Origin of the sequence: Pseudomonas sp. OTU5201, from assembly GCF_038440135.1 — a bacterium.
Classification (GTDB): domain Bacteria; phylum Pseudomonadota; class Gammaproteobacteria; order Pseudomonadales; family Pseudomonadaceae; genus Metapseudomonas; species Metapseudomonas resinovorans.
In genome coordinates this window covers 12,705-36,007 of record NZ_JASATC010000024.1, presented here as the reverse complement: position 1 = coordinate 36,007, position 23,303 = coordinate 12,705, and the positions used below count along the sequence as shown (strand labels likewise).

The following is a 23,303-nucleotide window of genomic DNA, read 5'->3' as shown; positions in this document are numbered from 1 at the left end:
TATTCAAATGACCTCGTCGATCAGTCGGGTTATCGCCATTCCTCCGGGTCCAGTTCGTTGTCGCGCAGGATGAACTCGAACAGGGCCTGGGCGGCCACCGGCAGGGAGCGGTTGGCCTGGCGCACGATGCCGATGTCGCGGGTCACCAGCGGGTCGGCCAGGGGAATGAAGCGCAACTGGCCGGGCTCGGCCGGGAAGGCGAAGCGGGGCAGGGTGGTGATGCCCATGCCGGCCTCGATCATGGCCAACAGGGAAATCATGTTGGAGATATAGAACTGCGAGTCGCTCACCAGCTCTTCGGCACGGGTGCCGGCCAGCAGGCGCGAGGTGCCGTTGGCGATCAAGCGCTCGCCGCGCAGTTGCTGCCAGCCGAGCTGCGCTTTGCCGGCCAGCGGGTGGTTCTGGTGGCAGACCACGCCGATGCTGTCTTCCCAGATGGGAATGAAGCGGATGTCGCTCTCCGCTTCCCAGAGGCTGGAGATGCCGAAGTCCACCTGTTGGTTCTCCACCATGTTCAGCACCGCCTCGGAGTTGTCGTCGAACAGGCTGACGTGCAGGTCGGTGGCATCACCAATGAAGCGCGTGAGGATATCCGGCAGCAGGCGGCTGGCGATGGAGGGCACTGAGGCGATGCGCAGGTGCCCGGACTTGTACTGGGCGATCAGGCTCATGTCGCGGACCACGCGGTCGTGGTGTTCGATCAGCTCCTTGGCATAAGCCAGGAACTGCACGCCGAAGGGGGTCAGCTCGGGCTTGGTGACCCGCGCATTACGCTTCTCGAACACGGCCTGGCCCAGCTTGGCCTCCAGGTCGCGGATGGACAGCGAAATTGCCGGCTGGGTGCGGTGCGCCCGTTCAGCCGCGGCGTGGAAACCCTGCAGTTCGGCAACCCAGACGAAATGGCGTAGCTGGACGATCTTCAGGTCTGGGAGCACGGTAAGTTTTCCTTATCAATCAATATTTACAACTAATTTTAGTTTATCTGAGGCGGCACCTACCATGCGCTCAAAGCGAGAACGGAGGTGCACATGCCCAGTAAGATCTTCAACAACTACATCGGTGGCGCCTGGGTCGAGGGTGCGTCGGTTGTTGCCAACCGCAGCCCGGCCAACGTCGAAGACGTGATAGGCCACTACACCCAGGCCGATGCCCCTCAGGTGGATCAGGCGATTGCCGCCGCCACCGCCGCCCAGGCCATCTGGGCCCGCAGTGGCCTGGAAGAGCGCTACCAAGTGCTCATGGCCATCGGCAACGAACTCATTGCCCGCAAGGCGGAGCTCGGTGAGCAGCTGTCGCGGGAAGAGGGCAAGACCCTGGCCGAGGGTGTCGGTGAGGTCTATCGCTCCGGGCAGTTCTTCCACTACTACGCTGCTGAAGTCCTGCGGCAGATGGGCGAGACGGCCGATTCGGTGCGGCCCGGCGTGGAGATCGAAGTCCGTCGCGAGCCGGTCGGCGTAGTCGCCATCATCACCCCCTGGAACTTCCCGATGGCCACCGCCGCCTGGAAGATCGCCCCGGCCCTGGCCTTTGGCAACGCCGTGGTGTTCAAACCGGCCAATGCCGTGCCGGCGAGCGCCTGGGCGCTGACTGAGATCATTTCCCGGCAGGCCCTTCCAGCGGGCACCTTCAATCTGGTGATGGGCAGCGGTACCGAGGTCGGCGAGCGCCTGATCCACTCCAGCGATATCCATGCACTGAGCTTCACCGGCTCGGTTGAAACAGGACGCCGGGTCGCCGCCGCAACGGCCGCCAACTTCGTCCGTTGCCAATTGGAAATGGGCAGCAAGAACGCCCTGGTGGTGCTCGACGACGCGGACCTGGCGCTGGCGGTGGAATGCGCGGTGAATGGCGCCTTCTTCGGCACCGGACAGAAGTGCACGGCGTCGTCCCGCCTGATCGTCACCGAGGGCATTCACGACCGCTTCGTCGAGGCGCTGATCGAGCGAATCAAACAGCTCGAGGTCGGCCACCCGCTGCGCGAGGGTGTGCAGATCGGCCCGGTGATCGACGAACGCCAGCTCGCGCAGAACCTGCGCTACATCGAAGACGCCAAGGCCGAAGGCGCGCGCCTGGTCTGCGGCGGCGAGCGCATCGCCGAGGAGCACGAGGGCTTCTACATGCGCCCGGCGCTCTTCGTCGACAGCCGCAACGACATGCGTATCAACCGCGACGAGGTCTTCGGGCCCATCGCTTGCGTCATCAAGGCGAAGGACTACGAAGAGGCCCTGGCCATCCTCAACGACACGCGCTTCGGCCTGACCGCCGGGATCATGACCCAGTCGCTGAAACACGCCAGCGACTTCAAGCGCCGGGCCAATACCGGCTGCGTGATGGTCAACCTGCCCACCGCCGGCACCGACTATCACGTGCCTTTCGGTGGTCGCAAGGATTCCAGTTTCGGCCCGCGCGAGCAGGGGCAGTACGCCCGCGACTTCTACACGGTGGTCAAGACCGTCTACGTGCGTCCCTGAGGGAGAAAGCGCCATGCAAGAGCTTCTGATGATCGACGGCCTGCAGTACTCCAACTGGAGCCCTGAGCTGTTCCGGCAGATGCAGGAAGGTGGCCTGAGTGCCGTCCACGCCACCATCGCCTACCACGAAACCGCCCGCGAGACGCTGTCGCGCATCGGCGAATGGAACCGCCGCTTCGAGGCCTTTCCCGAGCTGATCCGCCCCGTGCGCCAGGCCTCGGACATCCGCCTGGCACAGCAGGAAGGACGGGTGGGGATCTTCTTCGGCTTCCAGAACTGCTCGCCCATCGAGGACGACATCGACTTGGTGGAAGTCTTCCGCCAGCTCGGCGTCTTCATCATGCAACTGACCTACAACAACCAGAGCCTGCTGGCTTCCGGCTGCTACGAGCGCGAGGACAATGGCATCAGCCGCTTCGGCCGCCAGGTGATCGAAGAGATGAACCGCGTCGGCATGCTCATCGACATGTCCCACAGCGCCGAGCGCAGCACCCTGGAAGCCATCGAGCTGTCGAGCCGGCCGGTGATCATCTCCCACGCCAACCCCACCAGCTTCCATGCGGCCAAGCGCAATAAGTCCGATGCGGTGCTGCGCGGTATCGCCGAGTCCGGCGGGCTGCTCGGTTTCAGCACCTATCCCTTCCACTTGCGCGGCGGTTCGGCCTGCCAGCTCGACGAGTTCTGCGACATGGTCGCGCGCACCGCGGACCTGATGGGCATCGACCACATCGGCATCGGTACCGACCTCTGCCAGCAGCAGCCGCTGCAAGTCCTGGAGTGGATGCGCAATGGCCGCTGGAGCAAGGCCAAGGACTACGGCGAAGGCTCGGCGGACAACGCCGACTGGCCGGCCCCGTTGCACTGGTTCCGTGATAGCCGCGACTTCCCCGTCATCGCCCAGGGCCTGCGCCAGCGCGGCTTTGCCGAGGACGAGGTGCGCAAAATCATGGGCCTGAACTGGCTGAACCTGCTGGAACGCGGCACCGCGCCGCAGAACTGATCTACCCACCCCGTGAGGACGCCATGAACAAAAACAAGAACAGAGCCTCGTCCAACTCCCGCCGTGGAGCTGGCCTGTGCCCACCCGCACACCACCATCACCCGCTGCCTTCAGGGGGCGCGCGCGACATGTGCCCCTTGCGTTGACCAAACGACCCTCGTCGTTTCGAACCCCTGGTCATTCGCCCCGCGCGTGCCGCATGCCGGCGGGGCCTAAGCTACAACCTGGAGGCATCATGAAAGTGTTCCCGACCCAGACCATAGGCAGCACGCCGATGAAGCACCCGGCACTGCAAGGCATCGACTGGCCGCTGTTCGTCATCAGCGGTGGCTTCCTGCTCAGTTTCCTGGTGGCGGCGCTGGTGGACATCGACGCCGTCTCGGCGTTGGTCAACACGCTGTTCGCCTGGTCGACGAAAGTCTTCGGACTCTACTGGCAGGTACTGATGTTGGCGACCTTCCTGGTCAGCCTTGGCATCTGCTTCAGCAAGTGCGGCCGAGTGCGCCTGGGTGGCGTCGACCGGAAGCCGGAAACCAGCACCTTCAACTGGATCGCCGTGATCATGTGCGCACTGCTGGCCGGTGGTGGCGCCTTCTGGGCAGCCGCTGAGCCGCTGATGCACTTCGCCAGCCCGCCGCCGCTGTTCCCCGGCGTGCAGCCAAACACCGAGCAGGCCGGCCATTTGGCCCTGGCCCAGTCCTTCGTGCACTGGGGCTTCCTCGCCTGGGCGGTGCTCGGCAGCCTGCTGGCGATCGTGCTGATGCACCTGCACTACGACAAGGGCCTGCCGCTGGCGCCGCGTACGCTGCTGTATCCGCTGCTGGGCGAGCGTGCACTCAAGGGACCCATCGGCAACCTCGCCGATGCCGCTTCGATCATCGCGGTCGTCGCCGGCACCATCGGCCCGATCGGCTTCCTCGGCCTGCAGATCAGCAATGCGCTGCAAGCCGTCTGGGGACTGCCCAATGACCTGTTGACCCAGTCCATCACCATCATCCTGGTGACGGCCATGTACACCACCTCCTGCCTGGTGGGTCTGAACGGCATCCGTTTCGTCAGCGAGATCAACGTCTGGCTGATGATCGGCCTGGCACTGTTCATGATCGTGGCCGGTCCGACCCTGTTCATCCTCTCGGGCTTCCCCGTGGCGTTCGGCATGCAACTGGAGAACTTCCTGCCGATGACCCTGTACCGCGCCGATCCGAAGTGGCTCGACTGGTGGACGGTGTTCTACTGGGGCTGGTTCATCGGCTACGCACCCATGATGGGCCTGTACGTGGCCAAAATTTCCCGGGGCCGCAGCATTCGCCAGATCATCATGACCCTGTCGATCATCGCGCCGCTGGTCACCATGTTCTGGTTCACCGTGGTCGGCGGCACCGGCATCGGCCTGGAGCTGCAGAACCCCGGCACCGTCACCGCCCACGGCACCCAGCCCGAGGCCATGTTGCTGGGCGTGACCCAGAGCCTGCCGCTGGCGGGGCTGGTGTCGGCGCTGTTCCTGTTCCTCAGCTTCATTTCGGTGGCCACCAACGGCGATGCAATGGCCTACACCGTGGCCATGGCGATGTCCGGCAACGACTCGCCGAAGAAGTGGCTGCGCGCCTTCTGGTGCATCGGCATGGGGCTGGCTGCCGTGGTGCTGATCACCATCGGCTCGGGTGGGGTCACGGCGTTGCAGTCCTTCATCGTCATCACCGCCGTGCCGGTGTCCCTGCTGATTCTCCCCGCACTCTGGAACGCCCCACAGATAGCCCGCCGCCTGGCGCGGGAGCAGCAGGTCTAGTCCCTTGGGAGGGCTTGTCCCTCCCTTTTTTCCCTGGAGAGTTCAATGAAACAGGCAGTCAGCACCCGTTTGTACCCGTCCAAGGCCCCGCTGGAGTGGGCCGTGATCGGTAACGGGACCTTGTACACGGCGCAGATCCCCATCGATGTCGAAGGGCAGGTGGTGGAAGGGGGCATCGAAGCGCAGGCGCGGCAGACCCTGGACAACCTCAAACACACCCTGGATTGCGCCGGGCTGGGCCTGGACGCGGTGACCCAGGTGCTCATCTACGTCACTGACCGCAGCTACCTGGCCACGGTGAACGCGGTCTACGCCGAATACTTCGCCGCCCCCTACCCGAACCGCGCTGCCGTGGTCGTGGCGGGCCTTGCTCGCGAGGAGATGCTGGTGGAACTGGTGGTTTACGCGGCGGCCTGATCGGGCCCCGTCCTGGCCCTTGCCGGCGATCCCGCAAGGGCCGGTCTATCGCTCGCCGACTCGTCCGGTAGCGACTTTACCTATGCGCGGTGCAAGCGCTTTTCCGCCACAAGCGGGCCGGCGCTTGCGCCACTTCCGGCCGCCTGGCCAGATTTGCTTTGGAGGGTGAGATGGAAGGGCTGTTGCACCCGGAAATCTGGGTGGCCTTCTTCACCCTGACCGCCCTGGAGATCGTCCTCGGCATCGACAACATCATCATGAACGCCATCCTCGTGGCCCGCATGCCACTGCACCTGCAGGCGCGCACCCGCTTCTTCGGCCTGGCGCTGGCGATGATCACCCTCATGCATATCGCACGCGGGCGCCACCACCCAATAGGTGATTGAGTGGGGGATGCCTTGCGGTTCAGGCTTTGTCACGAGGTCAGCCACGGCGATGAAGCATGGCCGATAGCAACTCGTTGCAACGGCGTGGCTGCTAATTTCACAAGCAGCGGAAAAGGCTGGCACAGCTTCAATGGACACGCGGCGAGGTACGTTGCCAGCATCCCGACGGCTTGATAGCAGAGGAGACGCAGCATGGACCGATTCACAGGCGGTTGCCTTTGCGGCAACGTCCGAATTGTGGCCGCGGGGCCTCCATACCGGGTCGGCCTTTGTCACTGCCTCGACTGTCGCAAGCATCACGGGGCCCTGTTTCACGCTTCTGCGGTGTTCCCTCAGGACGCAGTGACGATCGATGGCGAAACGCGCGACTACGCCGGTCGGCATTTCTGTCCTCGCTGCGGCTCATCCGTTTTCGCCCGCACCGCAGATGAGATCGAAGTGAACCTGGGCGCCCTGGATGCCCCTGACCAACTGAGGCCAACTTACGAAATCTGGACCGTCCGTCGCGAGTCCTGGTTGCCGCCGTTCCCAATCACGAGGCACTACGAGCGCGATCGTGATCCCACGAGTCGCTTCGAAGTGTAGGGGGCACGAACGCCGCAAGCGCGCCGTTACAAGGTGGCCGGGGCGTATGCCCTGATCGAGACATCGAAGCCGATGCACGAGGACGCTGCCTTCGATTGGGAGAGGCGTCGCGAAGGGCAATCGCAGAGACGGTTGCGGCACTGCCTGACAGCCCGGACTGTGCGAAGCTGTTTGCGCTGCTATTCGAGGTAGCCTTGGTGGATGGTGCCTGAGCGCCTGTGAGTCGAGAGATGAGAACGTCATTCGAGAGTGTGTTGAAGAGTAAGAACCTGGCACATCTGGATAAGGCCAGCCGTGCCGGGTTGACGACGGCGGTCCGCCGCGTGTCCTTCGTTCTGCGCGAGCATTTTTCGATGATGGCGTTTACCGGCGCCGTGGATGCCCTGGTTACCGCCAACCTGATGAGTTCAACGCCCGTGTTCGAGGTGCAGGTGGTCGGGGGTGAGAGCAACCTGGTGCTGAGCGACCTCGGGATTGCCATTGCCGCCGATTGCCCCCTGGCTGAGCTGGATGAAAAGCACCAGGACATCATCGTGGTGTGTGGCGGTTTCCGTGTCCGCCTCGAGAGCGACCCCTTGCTGCGAGCGAAACTGCGCCACGCTGACGCCGCGGGTTCAGTGCTTGGAGGACTCTGGAATGGCTGTTACTTCCTTGCCGAGGCGGGGTTGCTGGATGGCCATGACTGCGCATTCCACCCTGACGGTCGGGCAATGATGGCCGAACTCTTTCCCAAGGTGAGAGTGACCACCCATTCCCACGTACTCGACCGCAAGCGGATCAGTTGCGCTGGCGCGAACAGCTCGTTGGGCATGATGCTGGAGGTGGTCGGGCACAGCGCTGGTCAGGAACTGCTGAATGCTGTGGAGGAGGTGCTGGGTTGCGACAAGATGCGGGAAGTCGTCGATGTGTCCGTGGTGTCGATCGACTTCGACCCGACCCTGCCGCGAACGCTCAAGCTCGCGTTGGAGTTGATGCACAGCAATATCGAAGACCCCATAGAAATCGATGAGATTGCCCGTCATGCGGGCATCTCCAGGCGACACCTGGAGCGCCTCTTCCGGCGCTACGTCAAGGCAACCCCGCCGCGGTACTACCTGGAGTTGCGCCTCACTCACGCACGCCAGTTGTTGCAGCACACCAACAAATCCCTCATTGAAATAGCGGTCGCCAGTGGATTCGCCACGCTCCCGCATTTCCATCGCTGCTTCCGCGAAAAATTCGATATCGCCCCCGGGCAGTTTCGCAGCCGTACCCAGTTCAAAGTCGGATAAGTAAAGCGCCGGTTGCTCGCTGAGGGATGGGGCTTGTATAGCGCCCATCCCGCCAGCTCCATACTTAGCCGCGCTGCAGGGGTGGGGTTCGCGGCGGGATCAGCCGTTTGGTCCCCGTCGACTCGAACGCCGAAGCGAAACCAAGCAGCGCCGAGTCATCGTACGCACGACCGGCAAACGTCAGCCCAACGGGCATGCCGATGTCGTGCATCACGCCCATCGGCACGGTTACCGTGGGGACGCCCAGGTGGCGGATGGCAAGATTGCCGTTGGCAACCCAGATACCGTTACTCCAGGCGATATCCGCAGACTCGGGATTCACATCGGCATCCGCCGGGCCCACGTCGGCCACCGTCGGGAACAGCACAGCGTCGAGACCCAGGCGATCCATCCAGTCTTCTAGGTCGATGCGGCGAGTCTGCTCCAGTCCGCGCAGGCCATCCGGCAACGTGGGGATCTGGTCCCATGGCTTGATGCCGCGCTGGGCCATTCGCACGTATTCGTCCATGCCTGCGGCCAGGTCGCCTTCGCGGTTTGGCAGCGTGCCCGGATCGTGCGGGAAGATCTTCGGACCGTCGACGTCGGCAAGACGGTGCAGCTTGGGATCGCCGTTGGCCCGCAGGAAGTCATCGAAGCCCCAGGCCGACAGGTCCCACAGTTCGTCATGCAGGAATTCCTTGGATACCAGGCCGCGGTTGAACACGGTCGGTGCGCCCGGCCGGTCGCCCTCGCAGTTGGACACCAGCGGGAAGTCGACTTCGACCACTTCGGCACCGGCGGCTTCCAGGGCCTTGCGCGCCTCTTCCCAGAGCGCGATCACGGACGGGCGGGTGTTTATGCGTTGCCCGGTCGGGCCGCCGATGCCCGGCGCTTCGCTGGTGCCGGCGTCCGGGTCCTTGTTGATGAACATGCGCGGAACACCGAAGCGCTTGCCCGCCAGGGCTTCGGCCTGCTTGGCGAGCTCCAGGTAGGAGGCGGGACGTACCGAATCAACGCTCGGGATCGGCACCCAGGGCTGCAGGCGCCACAGGTCGCCACGCTTGTCCGGGTCCTCCGCCACTACGACGTCCAGCACCTCAAGCAGGTCGGCCATGGTTCTGGCATAGGGCACGACAACATCCATCGTCGGCGTCAACGGCCAGTTGCCGCGCACCGAGATCACCCCGCGCGAAGGCGTATAGGCGCACAGGCCATTGTTCGATGCAGGCCCGCGCCCACTCGACCAGGTTTCTTCAGCAACGCCGAATGCCGCGAAACTGGCCGCGGTTGCGGTGCCCGCACCGTTGGACGAACCCGACGCGAAGGGCGCGGTGAGGTAGTTCGCGTTGTAAGGGCTTTCCGCGCGGCCATAGACCCCGCGCTGCATACCGCCGTTCGCCATGGGCGGCATGTTGGTCTTGCCCAGGCAGATCGCTCCCGCAGCGCGAAGTCGTTCGATGGTGAACGCATCGCGATAGGCGATCAGATCCTTGAATGCCGGACTGCCGGAGGCCGCAGTCAGCCCCTTCACCAGGTAGCTGTCTTTGGCGGTGTAGGGAATGCCATCAAGCGGCCCCAGCGTTTCGCCCCGGGCCCGACGGGCGTCGGACGCCTCGGCTTCCTTTAGCGCATCGGGGTTGCGAACCACCACCGCGTTGAGGGCCGTGGGGGTGTCGGGGCCATCATAGGCATCGATCCTGGCGAGATAGGCCTGGACCAGCTCAACCGCAGTCGTCCGACCGGATTCGAGCGCGGCACGTAATTCGGCAATTGAAACCTCGGTTACCTCGATCATGCTGTCACCACCGACTGCGGGTGGGGCCTGTGGTGATTGCCATCACGCGGCATCTCGGGTTCAGGGGCATCAACCCTCTCAAAATCGGCTTTCATATCGGTCCTCGTTTCGCTGCATTACGCGACAGGGGCTGGACTCACAATCCAGGCTAGCAAAGTTCTAGTGGGCACTATTTTGCACCAACGCAGGGCGGAGTACTCGGTGTAAAGGCTCACCCAACTATGTCGCTACCGGCCGAAGGCGGATGTCAATTCCACCTCGCGGGTACGATCTAAACGCAGCAGCAGAAGCGCCAACGGACTGGCAACCACAATCCCCATGCGAGGCAAAATACTAAATTCATTTTGTTCCGCTGGCGCACCTAAACCCTGGGTGGCCCGTTAAAATGACGGACTTATAAAAAAGGAATGGACGGGTGCGTCAAACCGTGAAAATCCAACCGCTTCCGCCGCTTAACAGCCTGCTTGCCTTTGAATCCGCTGCGCGTCACCTGAGCTTTACGATCGCAGCCAAAGAGCTGAACGTCACGCAGGGCGCGATCAGCCGTCAGGTTCGTCTGCTCGAAGAGTATCTTGGCAAGGCGTTGTTCATCCGAACGACTCGCAGCATGAGCCTGACTCCAACCGGGAGTCAGTACTACGAAACGGTGCGGGAATGCATGCAGCACCTGGCCCGTTCGACCGGCGAGATTCGTCAATGGCGAGGAGATCAGCAGGTAACCGTTGCTACCAGTACCGCTATGGCATCGCTCTGGCTACTGCCCAAGGTCGCAGAATTCCAGAGCCAGCACGAAGACATCGACCTGCGCATCATTGCTCATGACCATGTGAAGGACTATTCCAGGCTCGATAGCGACCTGGCGCTCTACTACTGCGGTACACCTCCCAAAGGAATGGAGGTCACTCCGCTGTTTTCGGAAGAGATTTTCCTCGTATGCAGCCCGGGTTATCTGGCGAAGCACCCGCAACTGCGATTCATTGATGGGCTTTCGTCCTGCACCTGGCTATGGCTCGAAGACTCGCAGCGGGACTGGATTGGATGGCCGGAATGGTTCAAGCGTCTGGGGTATGAGCTTTTGACGCCGAAACACCGAGTCAATATCAACAGCTACAGCATGCTTATCCAGTCGGCGATTAGTGGACAAGGTGTCGCTCTGGCGTGGGGCAACCTGGTGGACGAACCGCTAAGCACGGGCGTTCTGGTCAGGCCGAATGACATCATCCTTCAGACAGACGCTAAATTCTGCTTGCTTGAATCTCCGAGCGAACGCGGCCCACGTCAGAGTGTGCGGTTATTTCGGGATTGGCTGATGGCTTTGCCATCAGTGCGGCGCGAGTGAAGCGCAGAACGACCGAAGCCGGCAGCTTGTGGCCGTCGGCTTCGATGCTTTCAGGTGGCTCTACCCAGCCAGTGTCAGCCGGCCTTTTGCGCAGTCAAACTGAGATCAAGGGCCCCGCCCGGCACTGGTCCGCCAATATGCGAGACACCCTCCCGGGAAAAATCCTGCGTGGGATTGCGACTGCCAGGGGGTAACTCAGGCAGGACGCCAGCCATCTCCTGACGCAGGCTGCGTAGCAGGGTGTAGCTGAGTAGCAGGATGAATGCAGCAATTGGCAGCCCCGCGGCGATGCTGGCCATCTGAATGGCCTTGAGCCCGCCGGCCAATAGCAAGCCGGTAGCGATGGCGCCTTCCATGACGCACCAAAGCAGTCGGATGCTTTGAGGTGGATTGGCGCTGCCCAGCGAATTCAGTGTGCATAGCACCTGGGTGCCGGAGTCGGCAGAGGTGATGAAGTAGGTTGCCAGCAGGATGCACACCAGAATGCTGAGGGACTTGCCAATCATGCCGCCGTCGATTTTCTCCAGCAGGGTGAACATGGCCGCCGTGGTTTCTTCTTTGGTGGCCAGAAGTACGGTTCCACCCTCGAACTTTGCCTGCTCCCCTTGTAGCTCACCACTCGCCACGCGTTCTTCATGAAGTTGGCGATCGGCCTGTTCGCTCTTCAAGGCAGCGCCACCGAAGACCGACATCCAGACGATGGTGACCAGGGTGGGAACCACCAAGGCGCCAGCGATCAGCTCGCGAATGGTGCGGCCCTTGGAGATTCGAGCGATGAAAAGACCCACGAATGGACCCCAGGTCATCCACCACGGCCAGTAGAAGGCGGTCCACCAGTTCTGCCAGCCGCTATCTTTCTGGGTATCACTCCAGAAGCTCAGGCCCACGATGTTCTGGGCATAGTCACCGGTGCTCTCGAGCATCAGGTTGAGGATGTAGCGGGTGGGACCCAGAAAAAGGACCAGCGCAACAAGAACCACGGAAAGCAGCATGTTCCATTCAGACAGGCGCTTCATCCCCCGGGAGACACCCGCCATGACCGACAGGGTGGTCACGATGCTGATCAGCACGATCAGGGTTATCTGCACACCCAGGCTGATAGGCAGGTCGAACACTTGGCTGAGTCCTGTGTTCATTTGCACCACACCCAGGCCGAGGGACTGCGAAACGCCGAACGCGGTGATGACCACGGCGAGTATGTCCACTACATGGCCGATTGGTCCGTAGATGCGGTCACCGATCAGCGGGTAGAGGATGGACCGCATGGTCAGCGGCAGCCCCTTTCGATAGGCGAAGTAGGCGAGCCCAAGGCCGACAACCGTGAATATTGCCCACGGGTGCAGGCCCCAATGGAAGAGGGTTATACGCATCGACGTGGTGGCGGCTTCATCGGTCAATCCCGTCGCGAACGGATTGCCGGCGTAATGCCACATGGGTTCGGCGACAGACCAGAAGATCAGGCCGATTCCCATCCCGCCACTGAACAGCATGGCAATCCAGGACCCGAAGCTGAATTCGGGCGCATCTTCATCGCGTCCCAGCTTGATCTGGCCGTAGCGACTGAACATCAGGTAGATCAGCAGCCCAAGCACGCCACTGACCAACGCCAGGTAGAACCATTTGAAGTTCTGCAGGATGAAGTCGGAGGTGGACTGGAAGACAGCGCTCGCACTTTCGGCAAAGAGGGCACAAAAAAGCACGAAGGTAATGACGGCGACCAATGAAGTGACCGTCACTGTGGGATTTAGGCCCTTCAACAGGCCTGATTCTGCACGCATTGTTATCCCCTCTTGTTCTTGTTCAAGGGTTTGAGGATTTGACTGACTTGGGCTGGCGCATCCATCGCCAATGGGTCAGGCGTACCCATTGATCACCATGGGCCGTTCGGCCACTGGTGTGCCGACAAAATGGGTCAAGGTAGAACTTGCGACAACTCATTTCTCATCATCAATTCATTACCAAAGCGCATTAATGTGTTGGCACTAAAGTTCAATTAGCGTGGATTTCGAGCTGCTCTCTGGTTCTCGGGAAATAGAAAATAATTAATGATAAAAACTAATAAATATTGCTGAATAAAATCGTTTGTCGGCGTTTCTCTCTCTGTCGAAACTCGGCGCCAAGCACCAGGCCGAGCTAGCCGTGCATACCGTCCTTGCGAACAGAACAAGAGAGAGAAGAACAATGACTGCATCCCAGATCATCCCCACTCATGCCCTGGAAGCTGTCCTGGCTCCCATCCATGAAGCCCATGGACTGACGAACGAGTTTTATACCGACCACCGTTACTTCGAACTGGAGCGCGACCTGGTGCTCGGGCGCAACTGGGCCTGCATTGGCTTTGCAAGCGATCTGCCGAAGAACAGCTATGTCAAACCGGTGGACTTCATGGGCCTGCCGCTGCTGCTGATGCGCAACCGCGAAGGCCTGGTTCAGGTATTTCACAACGTCTGCAGCCATCGCGGCGTGAAGTTGGTACAGGAGGCCGGCGAGGTCCAGGGCGTGATTCGTTGCCCCTATCACTCCTGGACCTATGACCTGAACGGTGGCTTGAAGGGAACGCCGCATGTGGGCGGCATCAATCAGCATAAGGACGACCGTTTTGCCTGCGAGAAACATGGCTTGAAGGCTCTGCGCAGTACGGTCTGGATGGATATGGTCTTCGTCAATCTGTCTGGCGATGCTCAGGCCCTGGAAGAGCAACTCAAGCCGCTGACCGAGCGCTGGACGCAGTTCCTCGGTGCTGATGGCATGGGGCTGATGCGACGCGAAGCCAACAGCGGCGCCATGAGCATCGAGGTCAACTGCAACTGGAAGCTGGCGGTAGAGAACTACTGCGAGGCGTATCACCTGCCGTGGGTACACCCGAGTCTGAACAGCTATTCCCGTCTCGAAGATCACTACAACATCATGTTCGATCAGTTCGCCGGCCAGGGTAGCCACGCCTACAACCTCTCCGATGTTGCTGGCACGCACCTGCCGATCTTCCCGTCCTGGCCCAAGGACCGCCTGCGCACCGCCGAGTACGTCGCCTTCTTTCCCAACGTCCTGCTGGGCATACAGGCCGACCATGCCTTCGCGATGATGCTGGAGCCGATTGCACCGGGTAAGACCGTCGAGCACCTGCGTCTCTTCTATGTGGGCGATGAGGCACTGGATGGCCATTTCGAAGCGGCGCGCAATGCTGTCATGCAGTCCTGGCGTGTGGTGTTCGCCGAAGACATCGCATCGGTAGAGGGCATGCAGAAAGGTCGAAACTCCCCCGGCTACAACGGTGGCGCGTTCTCGCCGGAGATGGATCTGCCGACCCACTACTTCCACAAGTGGGCTGCGCGCCAGCTGCTTGATTGCGCACAGAACGCTTGAGGTGGCCGCCATGCATTCGATCGCCTCACATTGGCTGAACTTCATCGACGGTCAGTGGACCGACAATGAGCAGCGCATCGCCGTGAACAATCCCGGGACGACCGGATTGGTGGCCACTGTCGCCCAAGCGAGTATTGGCGACGCGGAGCGCGCTATCCAGGCAGCGCGTCGCTGTGCGGACAGCGGCGAGCTGACCCGCGCGCGGCCTGCCCAACGAGTTGCCTGGATGCTGGAAATCGCCGCACAGATCCGCGCAGTGGCCGAGGAGGGCGCCTGGGTGCTTTGCCAGGAGAACGGCAAGAGCCTACGTGATGCCCGCGACGAGTTCGTCGAGGCGGCGCGTTATTTCGAGTACTACGCCGGTATGGCAGACAAGATCGAGGGGACGTCGATTCCCCTCGGCAATGGTTACATGGACTTCACTGTCTACGATCCGATGGGTGTGTCGCTGCAGATCGTGCCGTGGAACTTCCCGGTTTCCATTTGTGCCAGGTCGCTGGCGCCGGCCTTGGCTGCAGGCAACGCGGTAGTGATCAAGTCGCCGGAGCTTTCCCCATTGGGGCTCTGCGTCCTGCTACACGCCATCGATCGTGCCGGACTTCCGCGTGGCGCGGTCAACCTCATCTGCGGCCGCGGCCGGGAAGTAGGGGCCTACATGGCCGGGCACGGCGATGTCGACCAGATCGTCTTCACCGGTTCTGTCCCCACGGGCCAGAGCATTCTGCGTGTGGCGGCAGAGCACGCCATACCTAGCGTCATGGAGCTGGGTGGCAAGTCCGCTGCGCTGGTGTTCCCCGATGCTGATCGCGAGCAACTGCTCGCCAGCGTCAAGAGCGGCATCTTTTTCAACGCAGGCCAGGTCTGCTCGGCCATGTCGCGGCTGCTCGTACACCGCTCCGTGTACGACGAGGTAGTCACCGAGGTGGCCGCCATGGCCGAAGGCTTGAGCGTCGGCCTCGGTCAGGACAATCCAGATCTGACGCCGGTGATTTCCGCCGGCCAGCTCGAAGGCATCGAGGCCATGTGCCGACGTGCCGTGGAACAGGGCGCAGTGCTCGCAACCGGCGGCGCGGCAATCAGCGGAATGCGCGGGCACTACATGGCGCCTACGGTGTTCCGCGACGTTACCCCGGATATGGAAATTGCCCGTGACGAAGTGTTCGGGCCGGTACTCGCGGTAATTCCCTTCGATACCGAGGAGGAGGCCATCGCCATCGCCAATGGCACCGAGTTCGGATTGGTCGCCGGTGTCTTCACCCAGGATCTCAACCGGGCCTTGCGTTGTGCGCGTCGCCTGCGTGCCGGACAGGTATTCATCAACGAATGGTATGCCGGCGGGATCGAGACGCCATTCGGCGGAGTGGGACTTTCCGGCTTCGGCCGGGAGAAAGGCCAGGAGGCCCTCTACAGCTACGTACGGACCAAGAACCTGGCCTTGCGCATCAAGGGCGAATGAAGGGGGATATGCGGCGATGAAAAAATGGCTCTGCATTATCTGTGGCCTGATCTATGACGAGGCTCAGGGCTGGCCGGACGACGGCATCGCCCCCGGTACCCGCTGGGAGGACGTCCCCGAGGACTGGCTCTGCCCCGACTGCAAGGTGGGCAAGTCCGACTTCGAAATGATCGAAATCAGCGAGCCCGTGGCCGCGGTGGCGACCCCATCGGCCGTGATTAAGCCCCTTGCCGCAGTTGTACCGGCCCAGCCGGTGGTCATCATTGGCAGCGGGCATGCCGGTTACGGCCTGGCCCAGGAGCTGCGCAAGGCCAACCCGCAACTGGACATTCGTGTGCTCACCCAGGAAACCGGGCACATCTACTCCAAGCCGGCGCTGTCCATCGCTTTGGCGCAAGGGCGCAGCGCCGAGGCGCTTGCGACGGAAAGCCCCTTGGCGCTGGAGCGGCGACTGGGTATCCGTATCTACAGCCACTGCCGGGTCGAGCGAATCGATACCCAGGCGCGCCGTTTGCACACCAGCCTTGGCGAAATGGAGTATGGAAAGCTCGTGCTGGCCAGCGGGGCCTCGCCGGTGCGGTTGCCTATAGAGGGCTGTGCCGACGCGCTGCTAAGCGTGAACAACCTCCAGGACTACCAGAGGTTCCGTGCAAGGCTGGCAGGCGTGCGTCGCGTTGCGATCCTCGGCGATGGGCTCATCGGCTGCGAGTTCGCCAATGACCTGGCGAGCAGCGGTTACCAGGTGCGCGTGATTGGCCTGGGGGCCTGGCCGATGGAGCGCTTGTTACCGGAATCCGCCGGGCTGCAGTTGCAGGAAGCGTTGTCCGCACTGGGTGTGCAATGGAATTTGCGCACGACTTTGCAGCGCATCGAGCAGGATTCCGATGGCTATCAGCTATCCCTGGCCGACGGCCAACGCTTCGAGGCGGACCTCGTGCTGTCCGCCGTCGGCTTGCGGCCCAATCTGGAACTGGCGCTTGAGGCAGGCCTGGCGTGCGGGCGTGGCATCAAGGTCGACGAACATCTGCAAACCTCGCAGCCGGGCATCTATGCGCTGGGTGACTGCATTGAGATCAACGGGCAACTGTTGCCCTATCTCGCACCGATCAACGAAGGCATACGCGCCCTGGCCAAGACCCTGCTGGGACAGCCGAGCCTCGTCAGCTATCCCCTGGCGCCAGTGACGGTGAAGACGCCGGCGGCACCGCTTTGCCTGCTGCCGCCACCTGTCGATTGCGAGGGGCAGTGGCGCTGCGAAGCAACGGCGGACGGACTGAGTGCAGCCTTCCATGACGCGGCCGGTGCCATGCGTGGCTTCGTCCTTCTCGGACGGCAGGCGCAGTCGAAACGCAATACCTGGCTGCAGAGCTGCCAGGACATCCAACAAAACGTGGCCTGAGGGCCTGACCATGAACAGTATTGTCAACCTGCCCAATGATGACCGCAGCTGTGGGTGGTATGCCGCGCTGCCCGAACCTCTTCCCTGCACGCACTTGGTTGGTGAGCAGAAGGCCGACTATGTAGTGATCGGCGCGGGCTTCGCAGGGCTCTCGGCGGCGCGACGCCTGGCTGAGCACCTGCCGCAAGCCCGCATCCTGCTCGTCGACGCGCAACGTATCGGGTACGGCGCGTCAGGCCGCAACTCCGGTTTCGTCATCGATTTGCCGCACAAGTTCGCCCTGGAACATCCGGACCCGCAGCATAAGCAGCGTCTACTGGGACTCAATCGGGCGGCGATCGATCAGCTGGAATCGCTGATTGGTCAACATCGCATCGAATGCCAGTGGTCCCATGCCGGCAAGTATCAGGGCGCTGTAGGCGAGCGTGGATTGGCGTACCTCGATCATTTCGAGAAGTTGATGGCGGACCTCGGCGAACCCTATCGACGGGTTGAGCGAGAGGAGCTATCGGCTGTACTCGGCACCGGCTATTACAGCCGCGCCATCTTCACACCGGGCTGCTACCTGATGCAGCCGGCGGCACTGGTGCGCGGGCTGGGCGCTTCCTTGCCAGAGAACGTCGAGATTCTCGAAGAGTCGCCCATCCAGCGATTGGAGCAGGATGCGCAGGGACGTTGGGTATTGCATGGCAGCCAGGGGATCATCCGCACCCCACGGCTACTGCTGGGCACCAGCATTTTCACCCAAGAGTTCGGTTACTTGCGTAATCGCCTGCTTCCCGTGATGACCTTTGCCAGTTGGACTCGTCCGCTGGAGAGCGCCGAGCTGGAAGCCATCGGCGCGTCTCTCGACTGGGGCCTGACACCAGCCGACCATGCAGGTACCACGGTGCGAATGACCCAGGATGGTCGCCTCATCATTCGCAATACCTACAAGCACGTGCCGCGATATGGCCGCAGTGTCGATGAGAAGACGCGCTTTCAAATTCGCGACGACCATCGAAAAGCGTTTCTCGCCCGCTACCCGCAACTTGCCCATGTTCCCTTCACCCATACCTGGGGCGGAACCTATGCGATATCGCGCAACTTCACCAACTTCTTCGGCCAATTGAGCGAGGGCGTTTACGCAACAGCTTGCGATAACGGCGTTGGCGCAGCCTGGGGCACCATCTCTGGGGCGCTGTTGGCGGACAGGGTGGTAGGTGCCGATTCCAGTCAGCTGCGCGATATCCAGGCAGTGACGGGCATGCCTTCGCTCAATCCGCCGGAGCCGTTCCTCGGCCTGGGGGTCAAGACACGCATTCGCTGGGCGGCCTGGAACAGCAGGAGCGAGATATGACGACAGCTCCACGTGGTAAAGGGCCGGTGCTTCTTGTCGATCACCGGGACCTGACCTTCACCCATCGCGGCGGGCCTCCCGGAGGTGCCGGTGTGGCCCGGGCAATCAGCAACGAGGTATCTCCAAATCTTGGGATCGGCTTTGCCCGCTGGGAGGGCGCGGAGGTTGCCTGGACGTTGCTGTATGACGAAGTGATCTTCGTCATCGAAGGCTGTTTCGAGCTCAAGGCCAACGGTGAACTCTATCGGGTGGAGCCCGGCCAGCTCCTCTGGATTCCGGAAGGGACCGAGCTCATCTATGGCGGCCATGCGCTGTTCGGCTATGTCGTGCATCCCGGTGACTGGAAGCAGCGCCACGGGCTTGCCTGATTTCCCACCACAACTCATCCAGGGCTCAACGTGTTCGCACTCACCAAGGCGTTCGGAACGATCTACGCTGCAACGCTGCTGATGCAGCTGGGCTCAAGCTTGCTGATGACCTACCTGGCCTTGCGCCTGAACGCAGCGGGTGCGGCTGAACTCTGGGGTGGCGCCCTGATGGCCGCCAACGCGCTGGGCATGGTGATTGGAGGCCGAATCGGTTACTGGCTGATTAGCCTCGTTTCCCATGCCCGTGCCTTTGTGGTGAGCGCTGGTGTGATCGTCACGGCAGTGCTCAGCCACCAATTGAGTGATTGGCTGCCGCTTTGGCTCGCGCTGAGGTTCATCGTGGGGGCGGCGATGATGTGTCAGCTGATGGTCATCGAGAGCTGGTTGAACGATTGCGCACCGGTCGACCGCCGTGGCGGTGCCTTGTCGATCTACATGGTGGCCAGTTACGTCGGCATGATGCTCGGACAACTCCTGCTCAGCCTCGGCAACGGGCTCGATGCGGCGGTTTTGACCGGTGTGGCCATCGCTTTTGCTATTGGCGTGGTGCCCATGGCCATGCACCGGGGAATGCAGCCCAGCGCCATCAGTCAGGTGCGGGTGCAACCCATGCTTTATCTCCGCCGCTTGCCCCAGGCGTTGGGCACCATTCTCGCGTCGGGACTGCTGAACGGCTGCCTTTACGGTTTGACGCCGATCTTCGCCGCGCACCTGGGATTCACGCCTGCGCAGGTCGGTCAGTTCATGGCCGCGAGCATTGCAGCGGGACTGTTAGCCCAGCTTCCCCTTGGAAAACTGTCGGATCGTTATTCCCGTGTCACCTTGATCCGACTGACAGCCGCATTGCTCTCCATCGCCTATCTGCCATTGGCCTTTCTGGATGCCCCCGGGTTGGGCTGGGTGATGTTTGCCGGTGCCGTCGTAGGCTTCCTGCAGTTCAGTCTGTATCCGCTTGGTGTGGCCCTTGCCAATGACAAGCTGGAAACAGAACTGCGTGTTTCCGTAGCAGGAGTGCTGTTGATGACGTTCGGCATCGGCGCGACCATCGGCCCTCTGGTTGCTGGAGCGCTCATGGACCATATCGGCCCTCAAGCACTCTATTTTTTCTGCATCGGTGTTACCGCACTCGTGGTTTGCCTGGTCAGAGAGAGGCAGAGGCTCTCTGCTCCGCATGTTCAGCTACGCGACTCAGGGGCTGCACCCTAGGTGGCGTCTATCGGCTGCCTTGAACCGCGGGTTTGGGAAAGCGTACAAACCCGTTCTCGAGCTGCCTGTGCCCACCTAAACGCCGTTCATCATCATCGTTGCTTTGGGCCACTGGGAGAAACGCTGTTTCTCGAAGCTAAAACCTCACGCCAATCCTCACGAAGCCGGGGCAATGGGGCGTGTTCAACGCAAGCGAGCGTAAGGCACGGCTCAGTTTAACCAGACAGGGCAGAGAACTGCGAGAGAAGGGCCTGCCAGGGAAGGCGACCGGTATGGGGTCGGATGAGTTCGAGTGAATCTATGAGGTGATAGTGGCGCTGCGCAACAATCTCATCAAAAGCGCCCAGTACGCAGTATGATCGGGCGCCAGGGGGCCTCGTTCAGCCAAGCAGCCTGCTGTAGCAGTCTGTCACTGCGCCGTAGCATTCGCACGCAGCCGCCTCGAGCCCGGAGCGATCGAGGATGGTGATTTCACCGCGGGTATAGTGAATGAGGTGTTTCTGCTGCAACGCCCCCGCTGCCACGGTGATGCCGCTGCGGCGTACCCCGAGCATGTCGGCAAGAAGCTCATGGGTGAGATGGAAATGATCGGCCTGCGCGCGGTCCTGGGTCATCAGCAACCAGCGAGCCAGTCGTGGCTGGATCTGATGGAAATGCGTACAGGCGGCCGTTTGCGCCAACTGTGCCATCAAGACGAAGAGGTAGCGGTTCATACGACGCTGCAGAGCGGGGCACTCGCCCAGCTCGCGTGAAAGGTGCGGGGCAGAAATTCGCCAGGCGCTACCGGCGCCTTGCACCACCGCTCGATTCGGCGCCTTGCGAACGCCCAGCATAAGCGTTACGCCCAGCATGCCCTCGCTACCGATCAGCCCCATCTCCAGGGGGCGATGGGCGTCCAGTTTCGCTACCAGGGAGATGAAACCGGTAAGTGGGAAGTAGGCGTGACTGTAGGGCTGGTCTACCTCGCAAAGCGTGCGGCCGAAGTCCAGGTTTACCGATTCGCAACGATTCAGGATCCGGTCACGTTCCCGCCCCGGGATGCCGCTGAGCAGTCGGTTGGTCACCATGACCGCCTCCTTTTGCCTTGCAGCTCACGGACGTCGTGGGGTTGAGCGAGAAGTCTGCTGACGGTGCACATGCTGCACTCTTGCGCCGCGTGCTGGCGGTGGTCTGTTCGGTAGGGCACGCAAGCCGGATTGATTGCAGTGAGGTCGCTGTCAGGTCGCGTGCCTGGCGGGTATGGTCAGCGGCTAGCCTTGAGTGCGTTGCCGTACAGACCGCTCCTTGACTTCGGCCGCAACCTGCAAGGAAGCAGGTCTGCGCCGGGCCGAGGAAGGAGATTGAGCATGTTCGAAGCGATCGTGATCGTCTTGTTGGTTGTGTGGGCGCTGGGAGTGCTCACGTCTTTCTATATCGGGGGGCTCATCCACATTCTCCTGTTCCTGGCGATCGCACTCGTCATGTTCCGGCCCAAGCTGGCGCGGCGCGATTGACCGGCTCTGTCTGCGTCAAATGTTGCTGGAACGTCCCGAGATAAGCTGATTGCTGTGTTCGGCCTCAGAAAAAAGCCCGCACGTGCGGGCTGTGGAAACGTGGCCTCGGCAGCTATGAGTCAGCCATAGGGTCCACCACGGCCGCGCTGATAAAACCGGCGTAGGCCTCTAAGGTTGCCAGGTGAGGGCAGGGCAGCGCTGAGGTACTTCTCGCGCCGTCTTGATCGATCCACATCACCAGGTTCAGTTGTCTGTGCGGACAGGGGGTGTGCCGCCCCGGGCCGATGCCCCGGTTGGCGTTCATCAGCATTCTGGCGAGCTGAACACGGGGGCGTCGCGTGCGTCGAAGCTCAGGATTTTATTCACTGCACGTTCGGCGGCGGTGAGCGCTTCGGAGAGTCGGGAAAAGTTGGCTCGGTCATAGACCAGATGAAAGCTCGCTTGGGTATCCGGGCTGTGCGGTTTAACGGCAACGAATGCCAGGGCGTGGTCACCGTTCATGCGTGCTTCGCTCCATGCAACGTGCGCGGGGAAGTTTCGTTTCATGCTGACCTCGGCCTGGTGGTGAGGTGGGTAGACATCCACTATCTACCTTCTGGCCATCAATTACTTGCCTTTGTCGGTAAACCGGACCAAGGGTTAGGGCTTGTCGGTTGCCCCATGAAACAACAGTGGGCGACTTCGGAAGAACAGAGTGAGGCCAGGCGTCCGGGCTGCGGGCACAAAGCAGGAAAGCCGTTCACCGGATACCCTGCGTCCGGCGGCCAACTCCGTGGTTATCCAGTTGTTCTATTCTTAAAAGGGTTGGGCATTCTCAGGTGCTCGGTTCAAGGGTTACCCCTATGTCGCACACGCCTTCGCCGTTGCAGAACCACCTGCTCGCCGCATTGCCTGAAGACGTTCAGCAACGCCTGATTCCTCAGCTCGAACTGGTACCGTTGCCGCTCGGTAAGGTCGTGTACGAGTCGGGGGACACCCTGCGGCATGTGTTTTTTCCCACGGACTCGATCGTTTCCCTGCTCTATGTGATGGAGAACGGCTCGTCGGCGGAAATCTCGGTCGTCGGTAATGAAGGGGTGATTGGCTTGGCGGTGTTCATGGGGGGGGAAAGCACCCCGAGCCGAGCCATCGTGCAAAGTGCCGGCCACGCTTACCGGCTGCACGGGCATCAGTTGAAAGCCGAGGTCAATCGCCACGGAGGGCTGTTGTTTCTGATGCTGCGCTACACCCAGGCCTTGATTACCCAGATGGCACAAACGGCGGTCTGCAACCGGCACCATTCGATCGACCAGCAGTTGTGCCGCTGGTTGCTGTTGTCGTTGGATCGCCTGCCAAGCAACCACCTGACGATGACCCAGGAATTGATCGCGAACATGCTTGGCGTGCGCCGCGAAGGTGTCACGGACGCCGCCGGCAAGCTGCAGAAGCTGGGCGTGATCGAGTACAGCCGCGGGCACATCACCGTGCTCGACCGTCCCAGACTCGAGGCGTTGAGTTGCGAGTGCTATGCGGTGGTGAAGAAAGAGACCGACCGCCTACTGCCCTACGTACTGCCCGCCAAGCACGCCTAAGCCGCTCCCCCTGCATCCAGCTGCTGCCATGGCTTTATTCGCCCTGGGCGATTGGTCGCGCGCCGAGCTGCGAGGCGCA

Annotated in this window: 20 protein-coding genes and 2 pseudogenes; 17 read left to right on the top strand and 5 right to left on the bottom strand. The window is 61.8% G+C overall.

The window, feature by feature from the left end:
- Positions 1 to 29: 29 nt before the first annotated feature.
- On the bottom strand, positions 30 to 935 hold the full coding sequence (locus AAHM40_RS16060; RefSeq protein WP_342245528.1) for a LysR family transcriptional regulator: 906 nt from the start codon (positions 933 to 935) through the stop codon (positions 30 to 32).
- Between the two features lie 93 nt (positions 936 to 1,028).
- On the opposite strand from AAHM40_RS16060, the gene AAHM40_RS16055 reads away from it, so the two are divergent.
- The 7 genes and pseudogenes from AAHM40_RS16055 to AAHM40_RS16025 all read left to right on the top strand — a co-directional run bounded on the left by AAHM40_RS16055 (position 1,029) and on the right by AAHM40_RS16025 (position 7,916).
- Entirely contained in the window at positions 1,029 to 2,471 is a 1,443-nt protein-coding gene (locus tag AAHM40_RS16055) for an aldehyde dehydrogenase family protein (protein ID WP_342245527.1), read from the top strand.
- Positions 2,472 to 2,484: 13 nt separating this feature from the next.
- Positions 2,485 to 3,471 (top strand): dipeptidase, encoded by a 987-nt coding sequence (locus AAHM40_RS16050; protein ID WP_137821468.1) that lies wholly within the window; start codon positions 2,485 to 2,487, stop codon positions 3,469 to 3,471.
- Between the two features lie 235 nt (positions 3,472 to 3,706).
- Positions 3,707 to 5,257 (top strand): BCCT family transporter, encoded by a 1,551-nt coding sequence (locus AAHM40_RS16045; RefSeq protein WP_446731578.1) that lies wholly within the window; start codon positions 3,707 to 3,709, stop codon positions 5,255 to 5,257.
- Positions 5,258 to 5,302: 45 nt separating this feature from the next.
- Entirely contained in the window at positions 5,303 to 5,674 is a 372-nt protein-coding gene (locus AAHM40_RS16040; protein WP_342245526.1) for a RidA family protein, read from the top strand.
- 170 nt (positions 5,675 to 5,844) lie between these two features.
- Positions 5,845 to 6,015, top strand: a pseudogene (locus AAHM40_RS16035) (TerC family protein); the annotation flags it as partial.
- Between the two features lie 237 nt (positions 6,016 to 6,252).
- Positions 6,253 to 6,645, top strand: a complete 393-nt coding sequence (locus tag AAHM40_RS16030; RefSeq protein ID WP_342245525.1) for a GFA family protein — start codon at positions 6,253 to 6,255, stop codon at positions 6,643 to 6,645.
- Between the two features lie 230 nt (positions 6,646 to 6,875).
- A complete protein-coding gene (locus AAHM40_RS16025) occupies positions 6,876 to 7,916 on the top strand; it encodes a GlxA family transcriptional regulator (RefSeq protein ID WP_342245524.1) in 1,041 nt (346 codons plus the stop codon).
- A 64-nt stretch (positions 7,917 to 7,980) separates the two neighbouring features.
- On the opposite strand, the gene AAHM40_RS16020 is transcribed toward AAHM40_RS16025, so the two are convergent.
- Positions 7,981 to 9,690 carry an amidase gene (locus AAHM40_RS16020; RefSeq protein WP_342245523.1) on the bottom strand — a complete coding sequence of 570 codons (1,710 nt, stop codon included), beginning with the start codon at positions 9,688 to 9,690 and terminating at the stop codon, positions 7,981 to 7,983.
- 427 nt (positions 9,691 to 10,117) lie between these two features.
- Between AAHM40_RS16020 and AAHM40_RS16015 the strand changes: the two genes are divergently transcribed.
- Positions 10,118 to 11,029: a LysR substrate-binding domain-containing protein gene (locus AAHM40_RS16015; protein WP_342245580.1), complete on the top strand. Its 912-nt coding sequence runs from the start codon at positions 10,118 to 10,120 to the stop codon at positions 11,027 to 11,029.
- A 74-nt stretch (positions 11,030 to 11,103) separates the two neighbouring features.
- On the opposite strand, the gene AAHM40_RS16010 is transcribed toward AAHM40_RS16015, so the two are convergent.
- Complete coding sequence (locus AAHM40_RS16010) at positions 11,104 to 12,807, bottom strand: BCCT family transporter (protein ID WP_342245522.1); 1,704 nt, start codon at positions 12,805 to 12,807, stop codon at positions 11,104 to 11,106.
- Positions 12,808 to 13,210: 403 nt separating this feature from the next.
- Here AAHM40_RS16010 and AAHM40_RS16005 point away from each other — a divergent pair, with 403 nt between their 5' ends.
- The 7 genes and pseudogenes from AAHM40_RS16005 (at position 13,211) to AAHM40_RS15975 (ending at position 20,160) form a co-directional block, all read left to right on the top strand.
- Positions 13,211 to 14,392: an aromatic ring-hydroxylating oxygenase subunit alpha gene (locus AAHM40_RS16005; RefSeq protein ID WP_342245521.1), complete on the top strand. Its 1,182-nt coding sequence runs from the start codon at positions 13,211 to 13,213 to the stop codon at positions 14,390 to 14,392.
- Positions 14,393 to 14,402: 10 nt separating this feature from the next.
- Positions 14,403 to 15,848, top strand: coding sequence for an aldehyde dehydrogenase family protein (locus tag AAHM40_RS16000; protein ID WP_342245520.1), 1,446 nt, complete (start codon positions 14,403 to 14,405; stop codon positions 15,846 to 15,848).
- Positions 15,849 to 15,864: 16 nt separating this feature from the next.
- Positions 15,865 to 16,026: pseudogene (locus AAHM40_RS15995) on the top strand (rubredoxin); the annotation flags it as partial.
- Positions 16,015 to 17,247: an FAD-dependent oxidoreductase gene (locus tag AAHM40_RS15990; RefSeq protein ID WP_342245579.1), complete on the top strand. Its 1,233-nt coding sequence runs from the start codon at positions 16,015 to 16,017 to the stop codon at positions 17,245 to 17,247. The pseudogene AAHM40_RS15995 and the gene AAHM40_RS15990, both read left to right, overlap by 12 nt.
- Positions 17,248 to 17,257: 10 nt before the next feature.
- On the top strand, positions 17,258 to 18,586 hold the full coding sequence (locus AAHM40_RS15985) for an NAD(P)/FAD-dependent oxidoreductase (RefSeq protein ID WP_342245519.1): 1,329 nt from the start codon (positions 17,258 to 17,260) through the stop codon (positions 18,584 to 18,586).
- Positions 18,583 to 18,954: an ethanolamine utilization protein EutQ gene (locus AAHM40_RS15980; protein WP_342245518.1), complete on the top strand. Its 372-nt coding sequence runs from the start codon at positions 18,583 to 18,585 to the stop codon at positions 18,952 to 18,954. Before AAHM40_RS15985 ends, AAHM40_RS15980 begins: the two co-directional genes overlap by 4 nt.
- 30 nt (positions 18,955 to 18,984) lie before the next feature.
- Positions 18,985 to 20,160: an MFS transporter gene (locus AAHM40_RS15975; protein ID WP_342245517.1), complete on the top strand. Its 1,176-nt coding sequence runs from the start codon at positions 18,985 to 18,987 to the stop codon at positions 20,158 to 20,160.
- A gap of 380 nt (positions 20,161 to 20,540) precedes the next feature.
- On the opposite strand, the gene AAHM40_RS15970 is transcribed toward AAHM40_RS15975, so the two are convergent.
- Positions 20,541 to 21,227: a Crp/Fnr family transcriptional regulator gene (locus AAHM40_RS15970; protein WP_342245516.1), complete on the bottom strand. Its 687-nt coding sequence runs from the start codon at positions 21,225 to 21,227 to the stop codon at positions 20,541 to 20,543.
- Positions 21,228 to 21,506: 279 nt separating this feature from the next.
- Here AAHM40_RS15970 and AAHM40_RS15965 point away from each other — a divergent pair, with 279 nt between their 5' ends.
- Positions 21,507 to 21,653 carry a lmo0937 family membrane protein gene (locus tag AAHM40_RS15965; RefSeq protein WP_342245515.1) on the top strand — a complete coding sequence of 49 codons (147 nt, stop codon included), beginning with the start codon at positions 21,507 to 21,509 and terminating at the stop codon, positions 21,651 to 21,653.
- 303 nt (positions 21,654 to 21,956) lie between these two features.
- Here the strand turns inward: AAHM40_RS15965 and AAHM40_RS15960 are convergent, their stop codons facing one another.
- Positions 21,957 to 22,199, bottom strand: a complete 243-nt coding sequence (locus AAHM40_RS15960; protein ID WP_342245514.1) for a hypothetical protein — start codon at positions 22,197 to 22,199, stop codon at positions 21,957 to 21,959.
- A gap of 296 nt (positions 22,200 to 22,495) precedes the next feature.
- Between AAHM40_RS15960 and AAHM40_RS15955 the strand changes: the two genes are divergently transcribed.
- On the top strand, positions 22,496 to 23,224 hold the full coding sequence (locus tag AAHM40_RS15955; protein WP_342245513.1) for a Crp/Fnr family transcriptional regulator: 729 nt from the start codon (positions 22,496 to 22,498) through the stop codon (positions 23,222 to 23,224).
- Positions 23,225 to 23,303 lie beyond the last annotated feature (79 nt).

Excerpts from the sequence above, each read along its gene's own strand:
- AAHM40_RS16055 (WP_342245527.1), top strand. The coding sequence starts at position 1,029 with ATGCCCAGTAAGATCTTCAACAACTACATCGGTGGCGCCTGGGTCGAG.
- AAHM40_RS16050 (WP_137821468.1), top strand. The coding sequence starts at position 2,485 with ATGCAAGAGCTTCTGATGATCGACGGCCTGCAGTACTCCAACTGGAGC.
- AAHM40_RS16045 (WP_446731578.1), top strand. The coding sequence starts at position 3,707 with ATGAAAGTGTTCCCGACCCAGACCATAGGCAGCACGCCGATGAAGCAC.
- AAHM40_RS16040 (WP_342245526.1), top strand. The coding sequence starts at position 5,303 with ATGAAACAGGCAGTCAGCACCCGTTTGTACCCGTCCAAGGCCCCGCTG.
- AAHM40_RS16030 (WP_342245525.1), top strand. The coding sequence starts at position 6,253 with ATGGACCGATTCACAGGCGGTTGCCTTTGCGGCAACGTCCGAATTGTG.
- AAHM40_RS16025 (WP_342245524.1), top strand. The coding sequence starts at position 6,876 with ATGAGAACGTCATTCGAGAGTGTGTTGAAGAGTAAGAACCTGGCACAT.
- AAHM40_RS16020 (WP_342245523.1), bottom strand. The coding sequence starts at position 9,690 with ATGATCGAGGTAACCGAGGTTTCAATTGCCGAATTACGTGCCGCGCTC.
- AAHM40_RS16010 (WP_342245522.1), bottom strand. The coding sequence starts at position 12,807 with ATGCGTGCAGAATCAGGCCTGTTGAAGGGCCTAAATCCCACAGTGACG.
- AAHM40_RS16005 (WP_342245521.1), top strand. The coding sequence starts at position 13,211 with ATGACTGCATCCCAGATCATCCCCACTCATGCCCTGGAAGCTGTCCTG.
- AAHM40_RS16000 (WP_342245520.1), top strand. The coding sequence starts at position 14,403 with ATGCATTCGATCGCCTCACATTGGCTGAACTTCATCGACGGTCAGTGG.
- AAHM40_RS15990 (WP_342245579.1), top strand. The coding sequence starts at position 16,015 with ATGATCGAAATCAGCGAGCCCGTGGCCGCGGTGGCGACCCCATCGGCC.
- AAHM40_RS15985 (WP_342245519.1), top strand. The coding sequence starts at position 17,258 with ATGAACAGTATTGTCAACCTGCCCAATGATGACCGCAGCTGTGGGTGG.
- AAHM40_RS15980 (WP_342245518.1), top strand. The coding sequence starts at position 18,583 with ATGACGACAGCTCCACGTGGTAAAGGGCCGGTGCTTCTTGTCGATCAC.
- AAHM40_RS15970 (WP_342245516.1), bottom strand. The coding sequence starts at position 21,227 with ATGGTGACCAACCGACTGCTCAGCGGCATCCCGGGGCGGGAACGTGAC.
- AAHM40_RS15965 (WP_342245515.1), top strand. The coding sequence starts at position 21,507 with ATGTTCGAAGCGATCGTGATCGTCTTGTTGGTTGTGTGGGCGCTGGGA.
- AAHM40_RS15960 (WP_342245514.1), bottom strand. The coding sequence starts at position 22,199 with ATGAAACGAAACTTCCCCGCGCACGTTGCATGGAGCGAAGCACGCATG.
- AAHM40_RS15955 (WP_342245513.1), top strand. The coding sequence starts at position 22,496 with ATGTCGCACACGCCTTCGCCGTTGCAGAACCACCTGCTCGCCGCATTG.